Origin of the sequence: Phenylobacterium sp. (assembly GCF_041916435.1) — a bacterium.
Classification (GTDB): domain Bacteria; phylum Pseudomonadota; class Alphaproteobacteria; order Caulobacterales; family Caulobacteraceae; genus Phenylobacterium.
In genome coordinates this window covers 519,990-535,780 of sequence record NZ_JAYRZM010000004.1, presented here as the reverse complement: position 1 = coordinate 535,780, position 15,791 = coordinate 519,990, and the positions used below count along the sequence as shown (strand labels likewise).

The 15,791-nt window shown below is 70.6% G+C and carries 15 protein-coding genes and 1 tRNA gene; 9 read left to right on the top strand and 7 right to left on the bottom strand.

What is annotated here, in order from left to right:
- Positions 1-11 precede the first annotated feature (11 nt).
- From ACE3TA_RS14000 to ACE3TA_RS13990, 3 genes are read left to right on the top strand one after another with little or no spacing between them, the layout of a single operon-like run.
- A complete protein-coding gene (locus ACE3TA_RS14000) occupies positions 12-1,424 on the top strand; it encodes an APC family permease (protein ID WP_374574681.1) in 1,413 nt (470 codons plus the stop codon).
- Positions 1,417-2,544, top strand: a complete 1,128-nt coding sequence (gene aguA / locus ACE3TA_RS13995; RefSeq protein WP_374574678.1) for an agmatine deiminase — start codon at positions 1,417-1,419, stop codon at positions 2,542-2,544. Before ACE3TA_RS14000 ends, aguA begins: the two co-directional genes overlap by 8 nt.
- 3 nt (positions 2,545-2,547) lie before the next feature.
- Complete coding sequence (locus ACE3TA_RS13990) at positions 2,548-3,447, top strand: carbamate kinase (RefSeq protein WP_374574676.1); 900 nt, start codon at positions 2,548-2,550, stop codon at positions 3,445-3,447.
- 39 nt (positions 3,448-3,486) lie between these two features.
- Here ACE3TA_RS13990 and ACE3TA_RS13985 read toward each other — a convergent pair.
- Together ACE3TA_RS13985 and ACE3TA_RS13980 are read right to left on the bottom strand one after the other, a co-directional pair.
- Positions 3,487-3,561: transfer RNA gene (locus ACE3TA_RS13985), tRNA-Gly, on the bottom strand.
- A gap of 53 nt (positions 3,562-3,614) precedes the next feature.
- Positions 3,615-4,517 carry a LysR family transcriptional regulator gene (locus tag ACE3TA_RS13980; protein ID WP_374574674.1) on the bottom strand — a complete coding sequence of 301 codons (903 nt, stop codon included), beginning with the start codon at positions 4,515-4,517 and terminating at the stop codon, positions 3,615-3,617.
- Positions 4,518-4,640: 123 nt separating this feature from the next.
- Between ACE3TA_RS13980 and ACE3TA_RS13975 the strand changes: the two genes are divergently transcribed.
- A complete protein-coding gene (locus tag ACE3TA_RS13975) occupies positions 4,641-5,339 on the top strand; it encodes a pirin family protein (protein WP_374574672.1) in 699 nt (232 codons plus the stop codon).
- A 126-nt stretch (positions 5,340-5,465) separates the two neighbouring features.
- Positions 5,466-6,065 (top strand): NAD(P)H:quinone oxidoreductase, encoded by a 600-nt coding sequence (gene wrbA, locus ACE3TA_RS13970; protein WP_374574670.1) that lies wholly within the window; start codon positions 5,466-5,468, stop codon positions 6,063-6,065.
- Between the two features lie 140 nt (positions 6,066-6,205).
- Here wrbA and ACE3TA_RS13965 read toward each other — a convergent pair whose 3' ends face one another.
- Complete coding sequence (locus tag ACE3TA_RS13965; RefSeq protein ID WP_374574668.1) at positions 6,206-7,582, bottom strand: L-serine ammonia-lyase; 1,377 nt, start codon at positions 7,580-7,582, stop codon at positions 6,206-6,208.
- Positions 7,583-7,713: 131 nt separating this feature from the next.
- On the opposite strand from ACE3TA_RS13965, the gene ACE3TA_RS13960 reads away from it, so the two are divergent.
- On the top strand, positions 7,714-8,316 hold the full coding sequence (locus ACE3TA_RS13960) for an HD domain-containing protein (protein ID WP_374574666.1): 603 nt from the start codon (positions 7,714-7,716) through the stop codon (positions 8,314-8,316).
- Positions 8,317-8,325: 9 nt separating this feature from the next.
- Here ACE3TA_RS13960 and ACE3TA_RS13955 read toward each other — a convergent pair whose 3' ends face one another.
- The gene (locus tag ACE3TA_RS13955) at positions 8,326-9,348 is read right to left on the bottom strand and encodes a 2'-deoxycytidine 5'-triphosphate deaminase (protein WP_374574664.1); all 1,023 of its coding nucleotides are present in this window, start codon (positions 9,346-9,348) and stop codon (positions 8,326-8,328) included.
- Positions 9,349-9,492: 144 nt separating this feature from the next.
- Here ACE3TA_RS13955 and metZ point away from each other — a divergent pair, with 144 nt between their 5' ends.
- The 3 genes from metZ (at position 9,493) to ACE3TA_RS13940 (ending at position 12,277) form a co-directional block, all read left to right on the top strand.
- Positions 9,493-10,674, top strand: a complete 1,182-nt coding sequence (metZ, locus tag ACE3TA_RS13950) for an O-succinylhomoserine sulfhydrylase (RefSeq protein ID WP_374574836.1) — start codon at positions 9,493-9,495, stop codon at positions 10,672-10,674.
- Between the two features lie 206 nt (positions 10,675-10,880).
- The gene (locus tag ACE3TA_RS13945; protein WP_374574662.1) at positions 10,881-11,732 is read left to right on the top strand and encodes an SDR family NAD(P)-dependent oxidoreductase; all 852 of its coding nucleotides are present in this window, start codon (positions 10,881-10,883) and stop codon (positions 11,730-11,732) included.
- A 74-nt stretch (positions 11,733-11,806) separates the two neighbouring features.
- Complete coding sequence (locus ACE3TA_RS13940) at positions 11,807-12,277, top strand: VOC family protein (protein ID WP_374574660.1); 471 nt, start codon at positions 11,807-11,809, stop codon at positions 12,275-12,277.
- Between the two features lie 169 nt (positions 12,278-12,446).
- On the opposite strand, the gene ACE3TA_RS13935 is transcribed toward ACE3TA_RS13940, so the two are convergent.
- The 3 genes from ACE3TA_RS13935 to ACE3TA_RS13925 form a co-directional block, all read right to left on the bottom strand.
- On the bottom strand, positions 12,447-13,358 hold the full coding sequence (locus ACE3TA_RS13935; RefSeq protein ID WP_374574658.1) for an Hsp33 family molecular chaperone: 912 nt from the start codon (positions 13,356-13,358) through the stop codon (positions 12,447-12,449).
- 111 nt (positions 13,359-13,469) lie between these two features.
- On the bottom strand, positions 13,470-14,420 hold the full coding sequence (argF, locus tag ACE3TA_RS13930) for an ornithine carbamoyltransferase (protein WP_374574656.1): 951 nt from the start codon (positions 14,418-14,420) through the stop codon (positions 13,470-13,472).
- A 111-nt stretch (positions 14,421-14,531) separates the two neighbouring features.
- The gene (locus ACE3TA_RS13925) at positions 14,532-15,707 is read right to left on the bottom strand and encodes an aspartate aminotransferase family protein (RefSeq protein ID WP_374574834.1); all 1,176 of its coding nucleotides are present in this window, start codon (positions 15,705-15,707) and stop codon (positions 14,532-14,534) included.
- Between the last annotated feature and the right edge of the window lie 84 nt (positions 15,708-15,791).

Sequence of the window (15,791 nt, the reverse complement as noted above, 5' to 3'; positions counted from 1 at the left end):
AGGAGCCCAAGATGGTCACCGCAGCGTCTCCCCCCGCGTCTCCCAAGCCACGCTTCCGCAAGGTCCTGCACAGCCTGGACATGACCTTGTTCACGGTGTGCGCGATCCTCGTCGTCGACCAGCTCGCGGCGTCGGCCTCGATCGGCGTGCAGTCGATCTTCTGGTGGCTGCTGACGCTGGTCCTGTTCTTCATCCCCTACGGCCTGATCACGGCCGAGCTCGGCAGCACCTATCCGCAGGAGGGCGGCATCTACGCCTGGGTGCGGCGCGCGTTCGGGCCGGTCTGGGCGGGCCGCACGGCCTGGCTCTGGTGGGTGAACGTCGCCCTCTGGATGCCCTCGGTCTACATCCTCTTCGCCGGCGTGCTGGCCGAGCTCGTGGCGCCGGGGATGAGCCTGTGGACGCAGATCCTCATCACGCTCGTGCTGACCTGGCTGACGGTGGGGATCAACATCATCGCCCTGGACGTCGGCAAATGGGTGCCGAACATCGGGGCGGCGTTCAAGGCGGTGATCATGCTGGCGATCGGCGTCGGCGGCGTCGCCTATGCGATGAAGCACGGCGTGGCGAACGCCTTCACGCTGGAGACCCTGCGGCCGCAATGGGGCGCCAGCCTCGCGTTCCTGCCGGTCATTCTCTACAACTTCCTCGGCTTCGAGCTGATGTCCGGCGCCGGCGAGGAGATGGAGAACCCGGCGCATGACGTGCCCTGGGCGATCACCCGGGCCGGCGCGCTGATCGCCTTCTTCTACATCTTCGCCACGGTCGGCATCCTCCTGGCGCTGCCGGTCAAGGACATCGGCCTGATCGAAGGCCTGACCGACACCTTCCGCCGCCTGTTCGGCACCGGCTCTGTGGGCGAGGCGACCGTCGCGATCCTCGGCGCCATGGCGCTCTACACGTTCGTGGCCAACATGGTGACGTGGACGATCGGGGCGAACCGCTCGGCCGCCGAGGCCGCCCGCCGCGGCGACCTGCCCAGCATCTTCGCCAAGCTGCATCCGAAGTATCAGACGCCGGCCAACTCGGCCGTCCTGTGCGGCGTGATCGCCACCGGCGTGCTGGTGCTCTACGGCCTGCTGGCCAAGAGCGCGGAGGACTTCTTCTGGACCACCTTCGCCTTCTCCTCGGTGGTCTTCCTGCTGCCCTACTTCCTGCTCTTCATGGCCTTCCTGAAGCTGCGGCGGATGGATGCGAACCTGCCGCGCCCCTACCAGGCGCCCGGCGGGCGCGCGGGCGCCGTGGCCATGAGCCTGGTCTGCATGGCCTTCATCCTGCAGGCGATCGTGTTCTTCATCTACAAGCCCGGCGAGTTCGACCAGACCTATGCGCTCGCGGTCGTCGGCGGCGTGGTCGCCACGGTGATCGTCGGCGAAATCCTGGTCCGCAGGACCGTTTCAAAGAAGGCGGCGGCCGATGTCTAAGATTCTCTCCACGACGCCCAAGCAGGACGGCTTCCGCATGCCGGCCGAATGGGAGCCGCACGTCGGCTGCTGGATGCTCTGGCCGGAGCGCTCGGACAACTGGCGAAACGGCGCCAAGCCCGCGCAGCACGCGTTCGCCGCCGTCGCCGCGGCCATCGCCCAGGGCGAGCCGGTTACCGTGTGCGCCTCGCCCGGCGAATACGAGGTCGCCCGCGAGATGCTGGACCCGTCGATCCGCGTCGTCGAGATGACCAACAACGACAGCTGGATCCGCGACTGCGGCCCGACCTTCCTGGTCAACGACAAGGGCGTCGTGCGCGGCGTCGACTGGAAGTTCAACGCCTGGGGCGGCCTGATCGGCGGCCTCTATTTCCCTTGGGACCAGGACGACCTGGTCGGCGAGAAGGTGCTGGAGTTCGAGCGGGACGACCGCTACGCCCCCGACTTCATCCTGGAAGGCGGCTCGATCGACGTCGACGGGCAAGGCGCGGTGATGGCCACCGAGGAATGCCTGCTCAACCCGAACCGCAACGCCGGCATGAGCCGCGAGGAGATCGAGGCCATGCTGCGCGCCTACCTCGGGGTCGAGGCGGTGCTGTGGCTGGGCAAGGGGGTCTATCTCGACGAGACGGACGGCCACGTGGACAATCTGTGCCGGTTCGTCGCGCCGGGCGAGGTGGTGCTGACCTGGACCGACGACACCTCCGATCCGCAGTACGAGATTTCGGCGGACGCCCTGCGCCGGCTGCAGGGCTTCAGGGACGGCCGAGGACGGCCGCTGACGGTGCACAAGCTGCACCAGCCGGCCAGGCCGGTGCTGATCACCGCCGAGGAGGCGGCCGGCGTCGACAAGGTGCACGGGACGCTGCCGCGCGAGGCCGGCGACCGGATGGCGGCGTCCTACGTCAACTTCTACATCGGCAACGGCGTGGTGGTGGCGCCGCGGTTCGACGACCCGCAGGATGGCCCGGCGCAGGAAACGCTGGGGCGGCTTTTCCCGGGCCGCAAGATCCTCACCGTTCCGGGACGGGAGATCCTGCTGGGCGGGGGCGGCATCCACTGCATCACCCAGCAGGAGCCGCTGGGACGGCCGCCGCTCCAGGTCGCCGGCGCGGCCTAGACCATGCGGCTGGTCGTGGCGCTCGGCGGCAACGCCCTGCTCAAACGGGGCGAGCCGCTCGCCGCCGAGGTGCAGAAGCGCAACATGCAGGCGGCGGCCGGCCCGCTCGCGCGGGCCTGCGCGGCCTTCCAGACGACGATCGTCCACGGCAACGGCCCGCAGGTGGGCCTGCTGGCGCTGGAGGCCCACGCCTACAAGGCGGCCCCGCCGGCGCCGCTGGACGTGCTGGGCGCCGAGTCCCAGGGGATGATCGGCTATGTCATCGCCCAGGAGCTGCGCAACGCCGACCCGGGGCGCGAGGTCGTCGCCCTGCTGACCCAGACGGTGGTCGATCCCGACGATCCGGCCTTCCAGCGCCCGTCGAAGCCGATCGGCCCGGTCTATCCGGCGGCGGAAGCCGAAAGCCTGCGCGCGCGGGGCTGGAGCCTAGCGCCTGATGGGGACGGGGTGCGCCGCACCGTCCCCTCCCCCGCGCCGATCGACATCGTCGAGCTCGCCGCGATCGAGAGCCTCCTGGCGGCCGGCGCGGTGGTGGTGTGCGCCGGCGGCGGCGGCGTGCCCGTGCGCCGCCTGGCCGGCGACCGCCTGGAGGGGCTGGAGGCGGTGATCGACAAGGACCTGACCGCGGCCCTGCTGGCCGCCCGCCTGGGCGCCGAGCGGCTGGTGATCCTGACCGACGTGGACGGCGTCTACCTGGACTGGGGGACGGACGATGCGCGCCGGCTCGGCGAGATCACCGCCGCAGAGCTTCGCGGCCATGCGTTCGCGGCCGGATCGATGGGGCCCAAGGCGGCGGCGGCCCGCCTCTTCGTCGAACGCACCGGCAAGACCGCCTCGATCGGCGCGCTGACGGACGCCGAAGCCGTCATCGCCGGACGCGCCGGCACCCTGGTGCGCCCCTGACGCCCGGAGCCCTTCCGGCGATCGCATTTGTCGGAAACTTGGAGCGGGTGAGGGGAATCGAACCCCTGACATTCAGCTTGGGAAGCTGACGTTCTACCTCTGAACTACACCCGCGCGGCCCGGGCGCGCCGGGCGAGCGGCTTCCTTAGCGTTTCGCGAGGTGCGCCTCAAGCGCGCCGTGACAGGGCCCGGACGAGGAAGGCCGCCAGCGCCTCCACCCGCGCGGGCCTGGGGCCGCCGGGTGGCTGGACCAGGTGCAGGCCGCCCACCGGCGGGGTCCAGTCGGACAGGATCGCCTCCAGCCGGCCCTCGGCGATCAGGTCGTCGACGACAAAATCGGGCAGGACCGCGACGCCCACCCCGGCCAGGGCGGCGGCGACCAAGGCGTCGCCGTTGTTGGCGCAGAGCGGACCGGCGGCGCGCACGGAGACCTCCTCGCCGGCCCGGTTGGAGAAGCGCCAAGTCTCGGGATTGGGAAGATAGGCGTAGCCGAGACAGGCGTGGTCGGCCAGGCGCGCCGGATGGGTCGGCCGGCCATGAGCCTGGAAATAGGCCGGCGCGCCGACCGTGCGCGCCGCCACCGGGCGCAGGCGGCGCGCGACCAGGGACGAATCCGGCAAGGCGCCGATGCGCAGGGCCATGTCGAACCCCTCGCCCACCAGATCGACCCGCGCGTCGGACAGGTGCAGCTCCACGCGCACCTCGGGATAGGCCTTCAGGAAGTCGGGCAGGATGGGCGCGACCTCGGCCAGGCCGAAGCTCATGGGAACGGCCAGGCGCACGACGCCGCGGGGAACCTGGGACTGGGAGAGCGCCTCGTCCTCGGCGGCCTCGCCCTCGGCCAGGATGCGCGCGGCCCGCTCGGCCAGGCGCTGGCCCGCGTCTGTGAGCGCCAGACGCCGCGAGGTGCGGTTGACCAGGCGCGCGCCCAGCCGGGTCTCCAGCCGGGAGACGGCCTTGGACACCGTGGCCTTGGACATGCCGAGCTCCGTGGCGGCGGCGGAGAAGCCGCGCAATTCCACCACCTTGGCGAAGACGGCCAGAGCCTCGAGATCGGGAAGACGAGCCATTTTGGAAACGATGAGTTTCAGTTGTTTCTATTTATGATCCGATCCTGACCGCTATCTTCGCTTTCGACAAGCGATGACCGCTTCGTCCCGACCGCGCCGGGATCGGCGCGAAGGACCAGGACGATGATCGACAAACGACCCTTCTCGGCCCTCGGCGGCGCCGACCACGGCTGGCTCAAGGCCCGCCACCACTTCTCCTTCGCCGGCTACTACGACCCCAAGCGCATGAGCTGGGGCGGGCTGCGGGTGTGGAACGACGACGAGATCGCTCCGAACTCGGGCTTCCCGCCGCATCCGCACGCCGACATGGAGATCATCACCTACGTCCGCCAGGGGGCGATCACCCACCAGGACAGCCTGGGCAACCAGGGCCGCACCGCGGCGGGCGACGTGCAGGTGATGAGCGCCGGCACGGGCATCCGCCACGCCGAGTACAACCTGGAGCCCGAGACCACCCGCATCTTCCAGATCTGGATCGAGCCCACCAAGACCGGCGGCGCGCCGAGCTGGGGCGCCAAGCCCTTCCCCAAGGGCGACCGCTCCGGAAAGTTCGTGACCCTGGCCAGCGGCTTCGACGACGACGACGAGGCCCTGCCGATCCGCACCGACGCCCGCGTGCTGGGCGCGACGCTCAAGGCCGGCGAGACGGCCACCTATCCGCTGGGCGCCGACCGCCACGGCTATCTGGTGAGCGCCACCGGCTCGGTCGAGGTCAACGGCGTCCGGCTCGACGCCCGCGACGGCGCGGCGATCCTGGGCGAGGCCGAACTGACGGTCACGGCCCTGGACGACGCCGAGCTGGTGCTGGTGGACGCGGCCTAGCCGAAAGAAGTCAAAGTCCCCCTCCGGTCCTCCGGACACCCTCCACCGAGGGGGAGGATCCGGAGGGGGACCGATGACCGCCCTTCCCTTCCTTCCTCCCCGAACCTTTCCAACAGGAGACTGACGATGCCCAAGGTTCTCGTGCTCTATCACTCCACCTACGGCCACATCGAAACCATGGCCAAGGCCGTGGCCGAAGGCGCCCGCGAAGCCGGCGCGCAGGTCGACATCAAGCGCGTGCCCGAACTGGTGCCCGACGAGGTGGCCAAGGCCGCCCACTACAAGCTCGACCAGGAAGCGCCGATCGCCACGATCGCCGAATTGGCGGACTACGACGCCATCGTCATCGGCGTCGGCACCCGCTTCGGCCGCATGGCCTCACAGATGGCCAACTTCCTGGACCAGGCCGGCGGTCTGTGGGCCAAGGGCGCTCTGCACGGCAAGGTCGGCGGCGCCTTCACCTCCACCGCCACCCAGCACGGCGGCCAGGAGACCACCCTCTTCACCGTGATCACCAACCTGCTGCACTTCGGCATGGTGATCGTGGGCATGGACTACGGCCACGCCGGCCAGATGACGCTGGACGAAGTCACCGGCGGCAGCCCCTACGGCGCGACCACCATCACCGGCGGCGACGGCTCGCGCCAGCCGTCCGAGAACGAGCTGACCGGCGCCCGCTACCAGGGCCGCAAGATCGCCCAGACGGCCAAGAAGCTCTGGGGCTGAGGCCCTGAAGAAAGGTCCCGCTCCATCCTCCCCGGAGCGGGACCATGCGCGAGGTTCCGCACACCTGCCTCGCGCGACGGCCGCGGCGGCCGGCGGGGAAACAGCCCCCGCCCGCCGGCCGCCCGGCTTCGGCTAGAGCCTCAGCACTCCACCACGTTGACGGCGAGGCCGCCCAGGGAGGTCTCCTTGTAGATCTCGCTCATGTCCTCGCCGGTGCGCTTCATGGTGGCGATGACCTTGTCCAGGCTGACCGTGTGGCGCCCATCGCCCAAGAGGGCCAGGCGCGCGGCGTCGATGGCCTTCACCGCGCCCATGGCGTTGCGCTCGATGCAGGGGATCTGCACCAGCCCGCCGATGGGATCGCAGGTCAGGCCGAGATTGTGCTCCATGGCGATCTCGGCGGCGTTCTCGACCTGGGCGTTGTTTCCGCCGAGCACGGCGCAGAGGCCCGCGGCGGCCATGGAGCAGGCGACCCCGACCTCGCCCTGGCAGCCCACCTCGGCGCCCGAGATCGAGGCGTTCAGCTTGTAGAGCGCGCCGATGGCGCCGGCGGTGAGCAGGAAGGTGCGCACGTCGTCGGCGTGCCCGCGATGGAAGCGGGTGTAGTAGCGCAGCACCGCGGGCAGGAGGCCCGCCGCGCCGTTGGTGGGGGCGGTGACCACGCGCCCGCCGGCGGCGTTCTCCTCGTTCACGGCCAGCGCCCAGAGATTGACCCAGTCGAGGGCGGCCAGGGGATCGGCCACGTTGCGCTCCATGCGCGTGGTCAGCTCGTTGAGCACCTGGCGGGCGCGGCGGCGCACCTTCAGGGAACCGGGAAGCACGCCTTCCTGGCGCACGCCGCGATCGATGCAGGCCTCCATGGCCGCGGCGATGGCGTCGAGCCCGGAGTCCAGCGCCTCGGGCGAGCGCAGGACCAGCTCGTTGGCGCGCATCAGGGCGGCGATGGTCAGGCCCTCGCGCTCGGCCAGGGCCAGCAACTCCTCGCCCGAGGCGAAGGGATAGGGCGCCGGCGCGCGCTCGGCGGCGACCGGCGCGCCGAACTCGTCCTCGTCCTGCACGAAGCCGCCGCCGATGGAGAAGTAGGCGCGCTCGCCGATCAGACCGCCCGCCGCGTCGAAGGCGTGGAAGCTGAGGGCGTTGGGATGCTGCGGCAAGCGCTTGCGCTTCTCCCAGGCGATGTCGCGCCCCTCTTCGAAGGCGATGGACGGACCGCCGCGGCCGAGGGCCATGCGCCCCTGCGCGCGGATCTCCTCCAGGGCGGCGTCGGCGAGGTCCGGGTCGATGGTGGCCGGGGAGAAGCCGGCCAGGCCGAGGATGACGGCCCGGTCGGTGGCGTGGCCGGCGCCGGTGAGCGCCAGGGAGCCGAACAGGCGGGTCTCCACGCGGGCGGCCTCGGACAGGCGGCCGGCCTGCGCCAGGCGGTCGAGGAAGCGGCCGGCGGCGGTCATCGGCCCCATGGTGTGGGAGCTGGAAGGGCCGACGCCCAGCTTGAAGAGATCGAAGACGCTGACGGTCACGAACGCGGTCCTTGGCCTTGGCTGAAGGCGGCGATGTCTATCGGCCCGGGGCCGGCGCCGGTAGCGCCGCGTTGACCGGACGGCCCGGCGACCGCACCATGGCCTAAACTCTGATCAACCGGGAGGCCGAGGTGGCGGACGGAGAGATTCTGGACCAGGCGAAGTTCACCGCCATGACCGAGGGCACCCAGGAGGACTGGGGCGCGATCATGCGCGCGGCTGGGCCGTTCAACCGCGAGCTGCCCGACCGCATGCTGGCGCACCTGATGATGCTGAAGGGCGACTGCGGCGGCTATCCGGTGGACCGGCTGGAGCACTCGCTGCAGACCGCCACCCGCGCCTTCAAGGACGGCCGCGACGAGGAATACGTGGTCTGCGCCCTGATGCACGACATCGGCGACATGCTGGCCCCGGCCAACCACGCCGAACTCGGCGCCACGATCATGAAGCCCTACGTGTCCGGGCAGAACTGGTGGATGCTGGACAAGCACGGGATCTTCCAGGGCTACTACTTCTTCCACCACCTGGGCCTGGACCGCGACATGCGCGAGCAGTACCGCGGGCACGAGTGGTTCGAGTACACCGCCCAGTTCTGCCACCTGTACGACCAGAACAGCTTCGATCCGGACTATGAATCCATGCCGCTGGAGGCGTTCGAGCCGATGGTGCGGCGGGTGCTGGCCCGGCCCAAGCGGTCGATCTACCTACGGCCGGGGACGGCGGTCGCCGAGTAGGACGCGCCGTCAGTTCCCCCAGGGGCGGAAGTGCTTTGAGAGCTTCAGACCCTGGCGCTGGTAGTGGCTGCCGCCCTCGCCGTAGAGGCGGGTCGGGCGGGCGGTGAGCGGCTCGTAGACCAGGCGGGCCACGGTCTGGCCGTCCTCCAAGAGGAACGGCGTCTCGTGGCTGCGCACCTCGAGCACGGCCTTGGAGCCCACGGCGCCGGCCTCCTCCGTGCCGAAGCCGGGATCGAAGAAGCCGGCGTAGTGCACGCGGAACTCGCCCACCGCCGGGTCGATCGGCGTCATCTCGGCGGCCTGCAGCACCGGAATCTCGATCGGGTCCTTTGAGGCCAGGATGTAGAACTCGCCCGGATCGAGCAGCAGCTCGCCGCGGCGGGGCGTGAGCGGCTCCCAGAAGTCGCGCGGGTCGTGGCCGTCGATGTGGTCCATGTCGATGACGCCGGCGTGGCGGCGGGCGCGGAAGCCGGCGAGCGTGACCGACAGGTCGACGCCGACGCTGCGCATCTCCAGCTTGGGCGGCTCGCCGGCCTTGAGCCGAAGCTGGTTCAGCCGCGTGCCGGTGCGCGCCAGGATCGAGAAGGTCTGGGGCGCGATCTCCATGTAGATGGGCCCCGAGTAGCCCTCCGCCACGTCGTCGAAGGCCGGCTGGTCGTCGGAGAGCAGGCGCACGAAGACGTCGACCCGGCCGGTGGAGCTCTTCGGATTGGCGCGGGCCGAGACGCCCCGGGGCAGGGCCAGGCGCTCCTGCAGCTCGGCGATGTAGACGCAGCCGCGCTCCAGCACCGCGCCCTTGGTCAGGTCGAGCTCGTGCATGGCCACGTCGGCGATGCGGTCGGCCACCTTCACGCCATGGCGCGGCAGGAAGGAGGCGCGCACGCGCCAGGCCCTGGCGCCCAGCCGCAGGTCCAGGCTGGCCGGCTGCACCTGGTCGGCGTCGAAGGGCGAGGCCGAGGTGATCGCGCGCTGGTCGATGAGGGCGTCGATGGACTGGCAGGGCAGGATGCCCGCCGCGGAAGGCTCGGTCATGGTCGGCGGACACTCGCCGCCCGGCGCGAGTCTGGCAAGGATTCTGGCGCCGCAGGGCAGGTTTCCTGGCTTGACCGGGCGTTCCGAGCGCGGTTCATGCCCCCCTTCAAGCGCGCGCGGCGCCACGCCGGCAAGGAGATGGCCATGGCCGAAAACCCGAACGACTGGGAACTCGAGACCAAGCTGGTGCGCGGCGGCATGATGCGCAGCCCCTATGGCGAGATCTCCGAGGCCCTCTACCTCACCCAGAGCTTCGCCTACGACACCGCCGAGGCGGCCGACGAGCGGTTCGGCGGCGGGCCAGGCTTCATCTACCAGCGCTTCGGCAACCCGACGACGCAGATGTTCGAGGACCGCATGGCGCTGCTGGAGGGCGCGGAGACCTGCCGGGCCACGGCCTCGGGCATGGCGGCGATCCACGTGGCGCTGTCGGGCCTGTTGCGCGCCGGCGACCACCTGGTGGCGGGCCGGGCCCTGTTCGGCTCGTGCCGCTGGATCATCTCCGAGTGGCTGCCCCGGTTCGGCGTGGAGGCGACCTATGTGGACGCCACCGACCTGGACGCCTGGAAGAACGCGGTGCGGCCCAACACCAAGGCCTTCCTGGTGGAGAGCCCGGCCAATCCGCTGCTGGAAGTGACCGCCATCGGCGCGGTGGCCGAGATCGCCCACGCGGCCGGCGCCAAGCTGGTGGTGGACAACGTGTTCGCCACGCCGGTGTTCCAGAAGCCGCTGGCGTTGGGCGCGGACATCGTCGTCTATTCGGCCACCAAGCACATCGACGGCCAGGGCCGGGTGCTGGGCGGGGCGATCCTGGGCTCCACCGAGCTGATGACCGAAGCCTACAAGGACATCCTGCGCCACACCGGCCCGGCGCTGTCGCCGTTCAACGCCTGGGTGCTGTTGAAGGGCCTGGAGACGCTGGAGCTGCGCGTGCGCCGCCAGGCGGAGAACGCCGGCAAGGTGGCCGGGGCGATCGCCGCCAGCTCCAAGGTGAAGAAGACGCTCTATCCGGGCCGGCCGGACCATCCGCAGGCGGCGATCATCGCCAACCAGATGACCGGCGGCGGCAACGTGGTGGCCTTCGACCTGGGGAGCCGCGAGGCGGCGTTCCGCTTCCTGAACGCCCTGGCCATCGTCGACATCTCCAACAACCTGGGCGACGCCAAGTCGATGGCGACGCACCCGTGCACCACCACCCACCGCTCCATGCCCGAGGCCGAGCGGCTGGAGATCGGCCTGACCGAGGGCTGGGTGCGCATGAGCGTGGGCCTGGAAGGCGCCGGCGACCTGGTGCGCGACGTCAGCCGGGCGCTGGACGCGGCCTGAGCCAGGGATCCTCCCCTTGTGGGGGAGGTGGATCGGCGCTGCGCGCCGAGACGGAGGGGGACGTTAGAGTCTTAAGTCCCCCTCAGTCGCTTCGCGACAGCTCCCCCAGAGGGGGAGCATCTGGCGCCTCCCGCATGCGCGCCCGTCTCGCGCGGGTCGCGCAGGCGCGCTAAGTCTCTCGACTTTCCAAGCCTGGAGGCCCGGCCATGAGCGATCCATCCACCCTGCCCCAACTGTCCGCCGGCGGCGCGGCGGTGATCACCGGCGGGGCGAGCGGCATCGGCCTGGCCTGCGCGCGGCGCTTCGCCCAGATGGGGCTGTCGGTGGTGCTGGCCGACCTGCCGGGGCCGGCGCTGGACACGGCGGCGCACGAGCTGGCCGAGGCGTTCGGCGCCGGGCGCGTGCTGGCGGTGGCGACGGACGTGGCCGACCCGGACGCCCTGGACCACCTGCGCGACGAGACGCTGAAGCGCTACGAGCACGTGGCCGTCCTGATGAACAACGCCGGGATCGGCCTCAATCCCGGCGGCTGCTGGAAGAACCCGGACCAGTGGCGCACGCTGATGGAGGTGAACCTGTGGGGCGCGATCAACGGGGTGCAGGCCTTCGCCCCGGCGATGATCGAGGCGGGCCGGCCGGCCTTCATCATCAACACCGGCTCCAAGCAGGGCATCACCACCCCGCCGGGCAACGCGGCCTACAACGTCTCCAAGGCCGGGCTGAAGGCCTATACCGAGGCGCTGCAGCACGAATTGCGCAACACCGAGGGCTGCCGGATCAGCGCGCACCTGTTGATCCCCGGCTTCACCTTCACCGGCATCACCCGCGCCAAGGAAAAGCCGCCCGGCGCGTGGACCGGCGAGCAGGTGGCCGACTTCATGCTGCAGAGCCTGGCGCGCGGCGACTTCTACATCCTGTGCCCGGACAACGACGTGACGCGGGCGACGGACGAAAAGCGCATGCTGTGGGCCGCCCAGGACATCATCGAGAACCGCCCGGCCCTGTCGCGCTGGCACCCGGACTACGCCGAGGCGTTCGCCAGGTTCATGAGCGAATAGCGGGCGGCCTGTCGGAACGGGCCGGGCCCGTTCGTCCTGGGGGCGGACACCGCATCGCCGTCTGGAGGAAGACCATGCCCAAGCCCCATCCGTTCCTGTGGTTCGACGACCAGGCCGAGGCGGCGGCGAACTTCTACGTCTCGGTCTTTCCCAATTCGAAGATCACGGGGGTCAGCCGCTATGGCGAGGGCGGCGCGGGGCCGGCCGGCCAGGTGATGACCATCCAGTTCGAGCTGGACGGCCAGGGCTTCACCGCGCTGAACGGCGGGCCGCACTTCAGCTTCAACGAGGCTGTCTCCTTCGTGGTCGACTGCAAGGACCAGGCGGAGGTGGACTATTACTGGGACAAGCTGGTGGACGGCGGCGCGCCCAGCCAGTGCGGCTGGCTGAAGGACCGCTACGGCCTGTCCTGGCAGATCGTGCCCAGCGCCCTGCCGGCCCTGCTGGGCGGTCCCGATCCGGAGAAGTCCAAGCGCGCCGTCCAGGCCATGCTGAAGATGGTCAAGCTCGACATCGCCGCTCTGGAAGCTGCGCGGGAGGGGTGAGCCACGGACCCGGCCAATCAGATGCTCCCCCTCTGGGGGAGCTGGCCCGTAGGGCCTGAGGGGGACTGCGGCTAGCGGGGCGCGGAGGAGTCAAAGTCCCCCTCAGTCGCTCCGCGACAGCTCCCCCAGAGGGGGAGCATCTCGGACCGGGCGGTGAGCCGGGACGGCCTCAGACGTGTTCCAACTCGGCCGGCTCGACGGCGTAGACGCGGCTGCAGTATTCGCAGGTGACGTGGATCTTGCCGTCGGGCTCGACCATGTCGGCGCGCTCGGCCGGGTCGAACGAGGCCAGCACCGTCTTGATGCGCTCGTGCGAGCAGCGGCAGAAGGCGCGCAGCGGCTTGGGCTCGAACACGCGCACGCCGTCCTCGTGGAACAGGCGGAAAAGCAGGGTCTCGGCCGAGAGCTGGGGATCGATCAGCTCGTCCTCGCCGAGGGTCTCGAACAGGGCCTGGGTGCGGGTCCAGGCCTCCTCGGTGGAGCCGCGGGCCTCGTCCTCGGCGATGTTCTGGATCAGGACGCCGCCGGCCCGCCACTTGGGCCCCTGGCCCTGGTCGGCCTGGCCGACCGCCAGGCGCACGCGGGTGGGGGTCTGCTCGGACTGGGCGAAGTACTGCTCGGCGCACAGGGCCAGGGTCTCGCCCTCGATGGCGGTGACGCCCTGGTAGCGGTCCATGTCCGGGCCCTGGTCCACGGTCATGATGAAGACGCCGTCGCCCAGGAGGGTGCGCGCGCCGGGGCGGGAAAAGCCGCTGGCGGCCTCGGCCACCGCGGCCTCGTCGTAGCGGCAGTAGCCGCGCAGGGCGCCGGAGGTGTCGTAGTCGGCGACCACATAGCGCACCGGGCCGGAGCCCTGGGCCTGGACGATCAGCCGGCCCTCGAACTTCAGGTTGGAGCCGACCAGGGCGGCGAGCGCGCAGGTCTCGCCAAGCAGGTTGGCGACGGCCTCGGGATAGGCGTGGCCGCTGAGGATCTCGTTGATCGCGGGGCCGAGCCGGGCCAGCCGGCCGCGCACGGGCTCGCCCTCGATCTGGAACACGCCGACGAGATCGTCGGCGGCGGAGGTCAGGCTATGGGACATGGTCGGGCCATATAGGGCGCGAGCGACGGTTTTGCGAGCCGGCGCATGGACGCGGCGGCGAAGTTCGGCCGCCCCCCCAGGGGATAGGGGGGCTTTCGCGGCCCGTCGGCTCTAGCCGATGGCGCCGAGGCACCAGGCCAGGATCGACTTCTGGGCGTGGATGCGGTTTTCCGCCTCGTCCCAGATCAGGCTGCGCGGGCCGTCGATGACGGACTCGGTCACCTCCTCGCCGCGGTGGGCGGGCAGGCAGTGCAGGAACACCCCGTCGGCGGCGGCCAGGTCCATCAGCTTGTCGTCGACCTGATAGGGCTCGAGCGCGGCCATGCGCTCGTCCTTGTCGGCGTCGCCCATGGAGACCCAGGTGTCGGCCACCACGCAGTCTGCGCCGCGCACGGCCTCGCGCGGATCCTCGGTCACCTCGATGCGGCCCTGGGCCTCGCGGGCGCGGGCCAGGTCCGACAGGTCGGGGTAGTACTTCTTCGGCGCGGCGATGTTCAGCTTGAAGCCGAACACCGGGGCGGCGTGGATGAAGCTGGAGCAGACGTTGTTGCCGTCGCCCACCCAGGCGATCGTGCGCCCCTCCAGCGAGCCGCGATGCTCTTCGAAGGTCTGCAGGTCCGCCAGGATCTGGCAGGGATGGCTCTTGTCGGTGAGGCCGTTGATCACCGGGATCGTGGCGACCTCGGCGAAGGCCTCGACGTCCTCGTGGCGATTGGCGCGGATCATCACCGCGTCGACCATGCGCGAGAGCACCTTGGCGGTGTCCTCGATGGTCTCGCCGCGGCCGAGCTGCATGTCGGCGCTGGTGGAGATGATGCCCGAGCCGCCGAGCTGGCGGATCGCCGCGTCGAAGGAGAAGCGCGTGCGGGTGGAGTTCTTCTGGAAGATCATCGCCAGCACGCGGTCCCTGGCTGGCGCGTCGGCGTCGACCTTGCCCTGCGGCCAGCCCTTGCGGGCGGCCTTGCGGGCCTTGGCGTCGTCCAGGATGAGCCGCAGCTCGTGCGGCTCAAGCCGCCACAGGTCGAGGAAGTGCCGGGGAGCGGTCTTGGGTGAGTTGGTCATGGGCGGGTCCCCAATGACTCCGCGATCACCCGGACGTGGCCGGTGTTGCAGGGATCGCGGAGCGCTTGATCTGGCCCCCCGCTTTCGCGGGGGTGAGCGGAATAGGGTGTCCTATGCGGCGGTCCTGGCCTTGGCGCGGGCGGCCTCGCAGGCGCGCTCGATCTTCTCCACGGCCTCGCGGGCCTCCTCCAGGGTGAGGTTGAGCGGCGGCAGGAGGCGCACGCAGTTGTCGCCGCCGCCGCCGACCAGCAGGCGCTGATCGCGGGCGTGCTGCATGAACTCGCGGTTCGGCGTGGCGAGCTTCAGGCCGATCAGCAGGCCCTTGCCGCGGATGTCGACGATCACGTCGGGGAAGCGCTCCTTCAGCCCGGCGAACTGCTGGGTGAAGTAGCCGGCGATCTCCAGGACGTGGGCGTGCAGTTCCGGCTTCACCAGCTCCTCGAGGGCGGCCAGGCCCACGGCCATGGCCAGCGGGTTGCCGCCGTAGGTCGAGCCGTGGGAGCCGAAGGTCATGCCGCGGCCGGCCTCGGCGGTGGCCAGGCACGCGCCGACGGGGAAGCCGCCGCCGAGCGCCTTGGCGACGGCCATGATGTCGGGCGTCACGCCGGCCCATTCATGGGCGAAGAGCTTGCCGGTGCGGCCGAGGCCGCACTGGATCTCGTCGAAGATCAGCAGGGCGCCGGCTTCGTCGCAGATCTGGCGCATGGCCTTCAGGCTGGCCTCGGAGAGGGCGCGCGCGCCGCCCTCGCCCTGCACGGGCTCGACGATGACCGCCGCCGTGGTCGGGCCGACCGCCGCCTTCAGGACCTCCATGTCGTCGAACGGCAGGTGCACGAAGCCCGGCATCGGCGGGCCGAAGCCCTCCAGGTAGCTGGCGTTGCCCGAGGCGTTGACGGCGGCGAGCGTGCGGCCGTGGAACGAGCCCTCGAAGCCGATGATGTCGATGCGCTCGGGCGCGCCCTTCACCCAGTGGTACTTGCGCGCGGTCTTGATGGCGCACTCGATGGCCTCGGCGCCGGAGTTGGTGAAGAACACCTCGTCGGCGAAGGTGACGTCGGTGAGCGCCTTGGCGAGCTTTTCCTGGCCCGGGATCGTGAAGATGTTGGACACGTGCCAGAGCTTGTCGGCCTGGTCCTTCAGGGCCTGGACGAGCTTGGGATTGGCGTGGCCCAGCGCGTTCACCGCGATGCCGGCCAGGCAGTCGAGGTAGACCTCGCCGTCGGTGGTGAAAAGGCGCGCGCCTTGGCCTCGCTCGAACGCCAGCGGGGTGCGGCTGTACACGCCCATCAGATGGTCGCTGGGAACGGGCGCGGCTTGCGTCGCGGTCTTTTCAGTCACGGGAGGAGCCCTCCAAAAGAGAAGCGTCCCCGC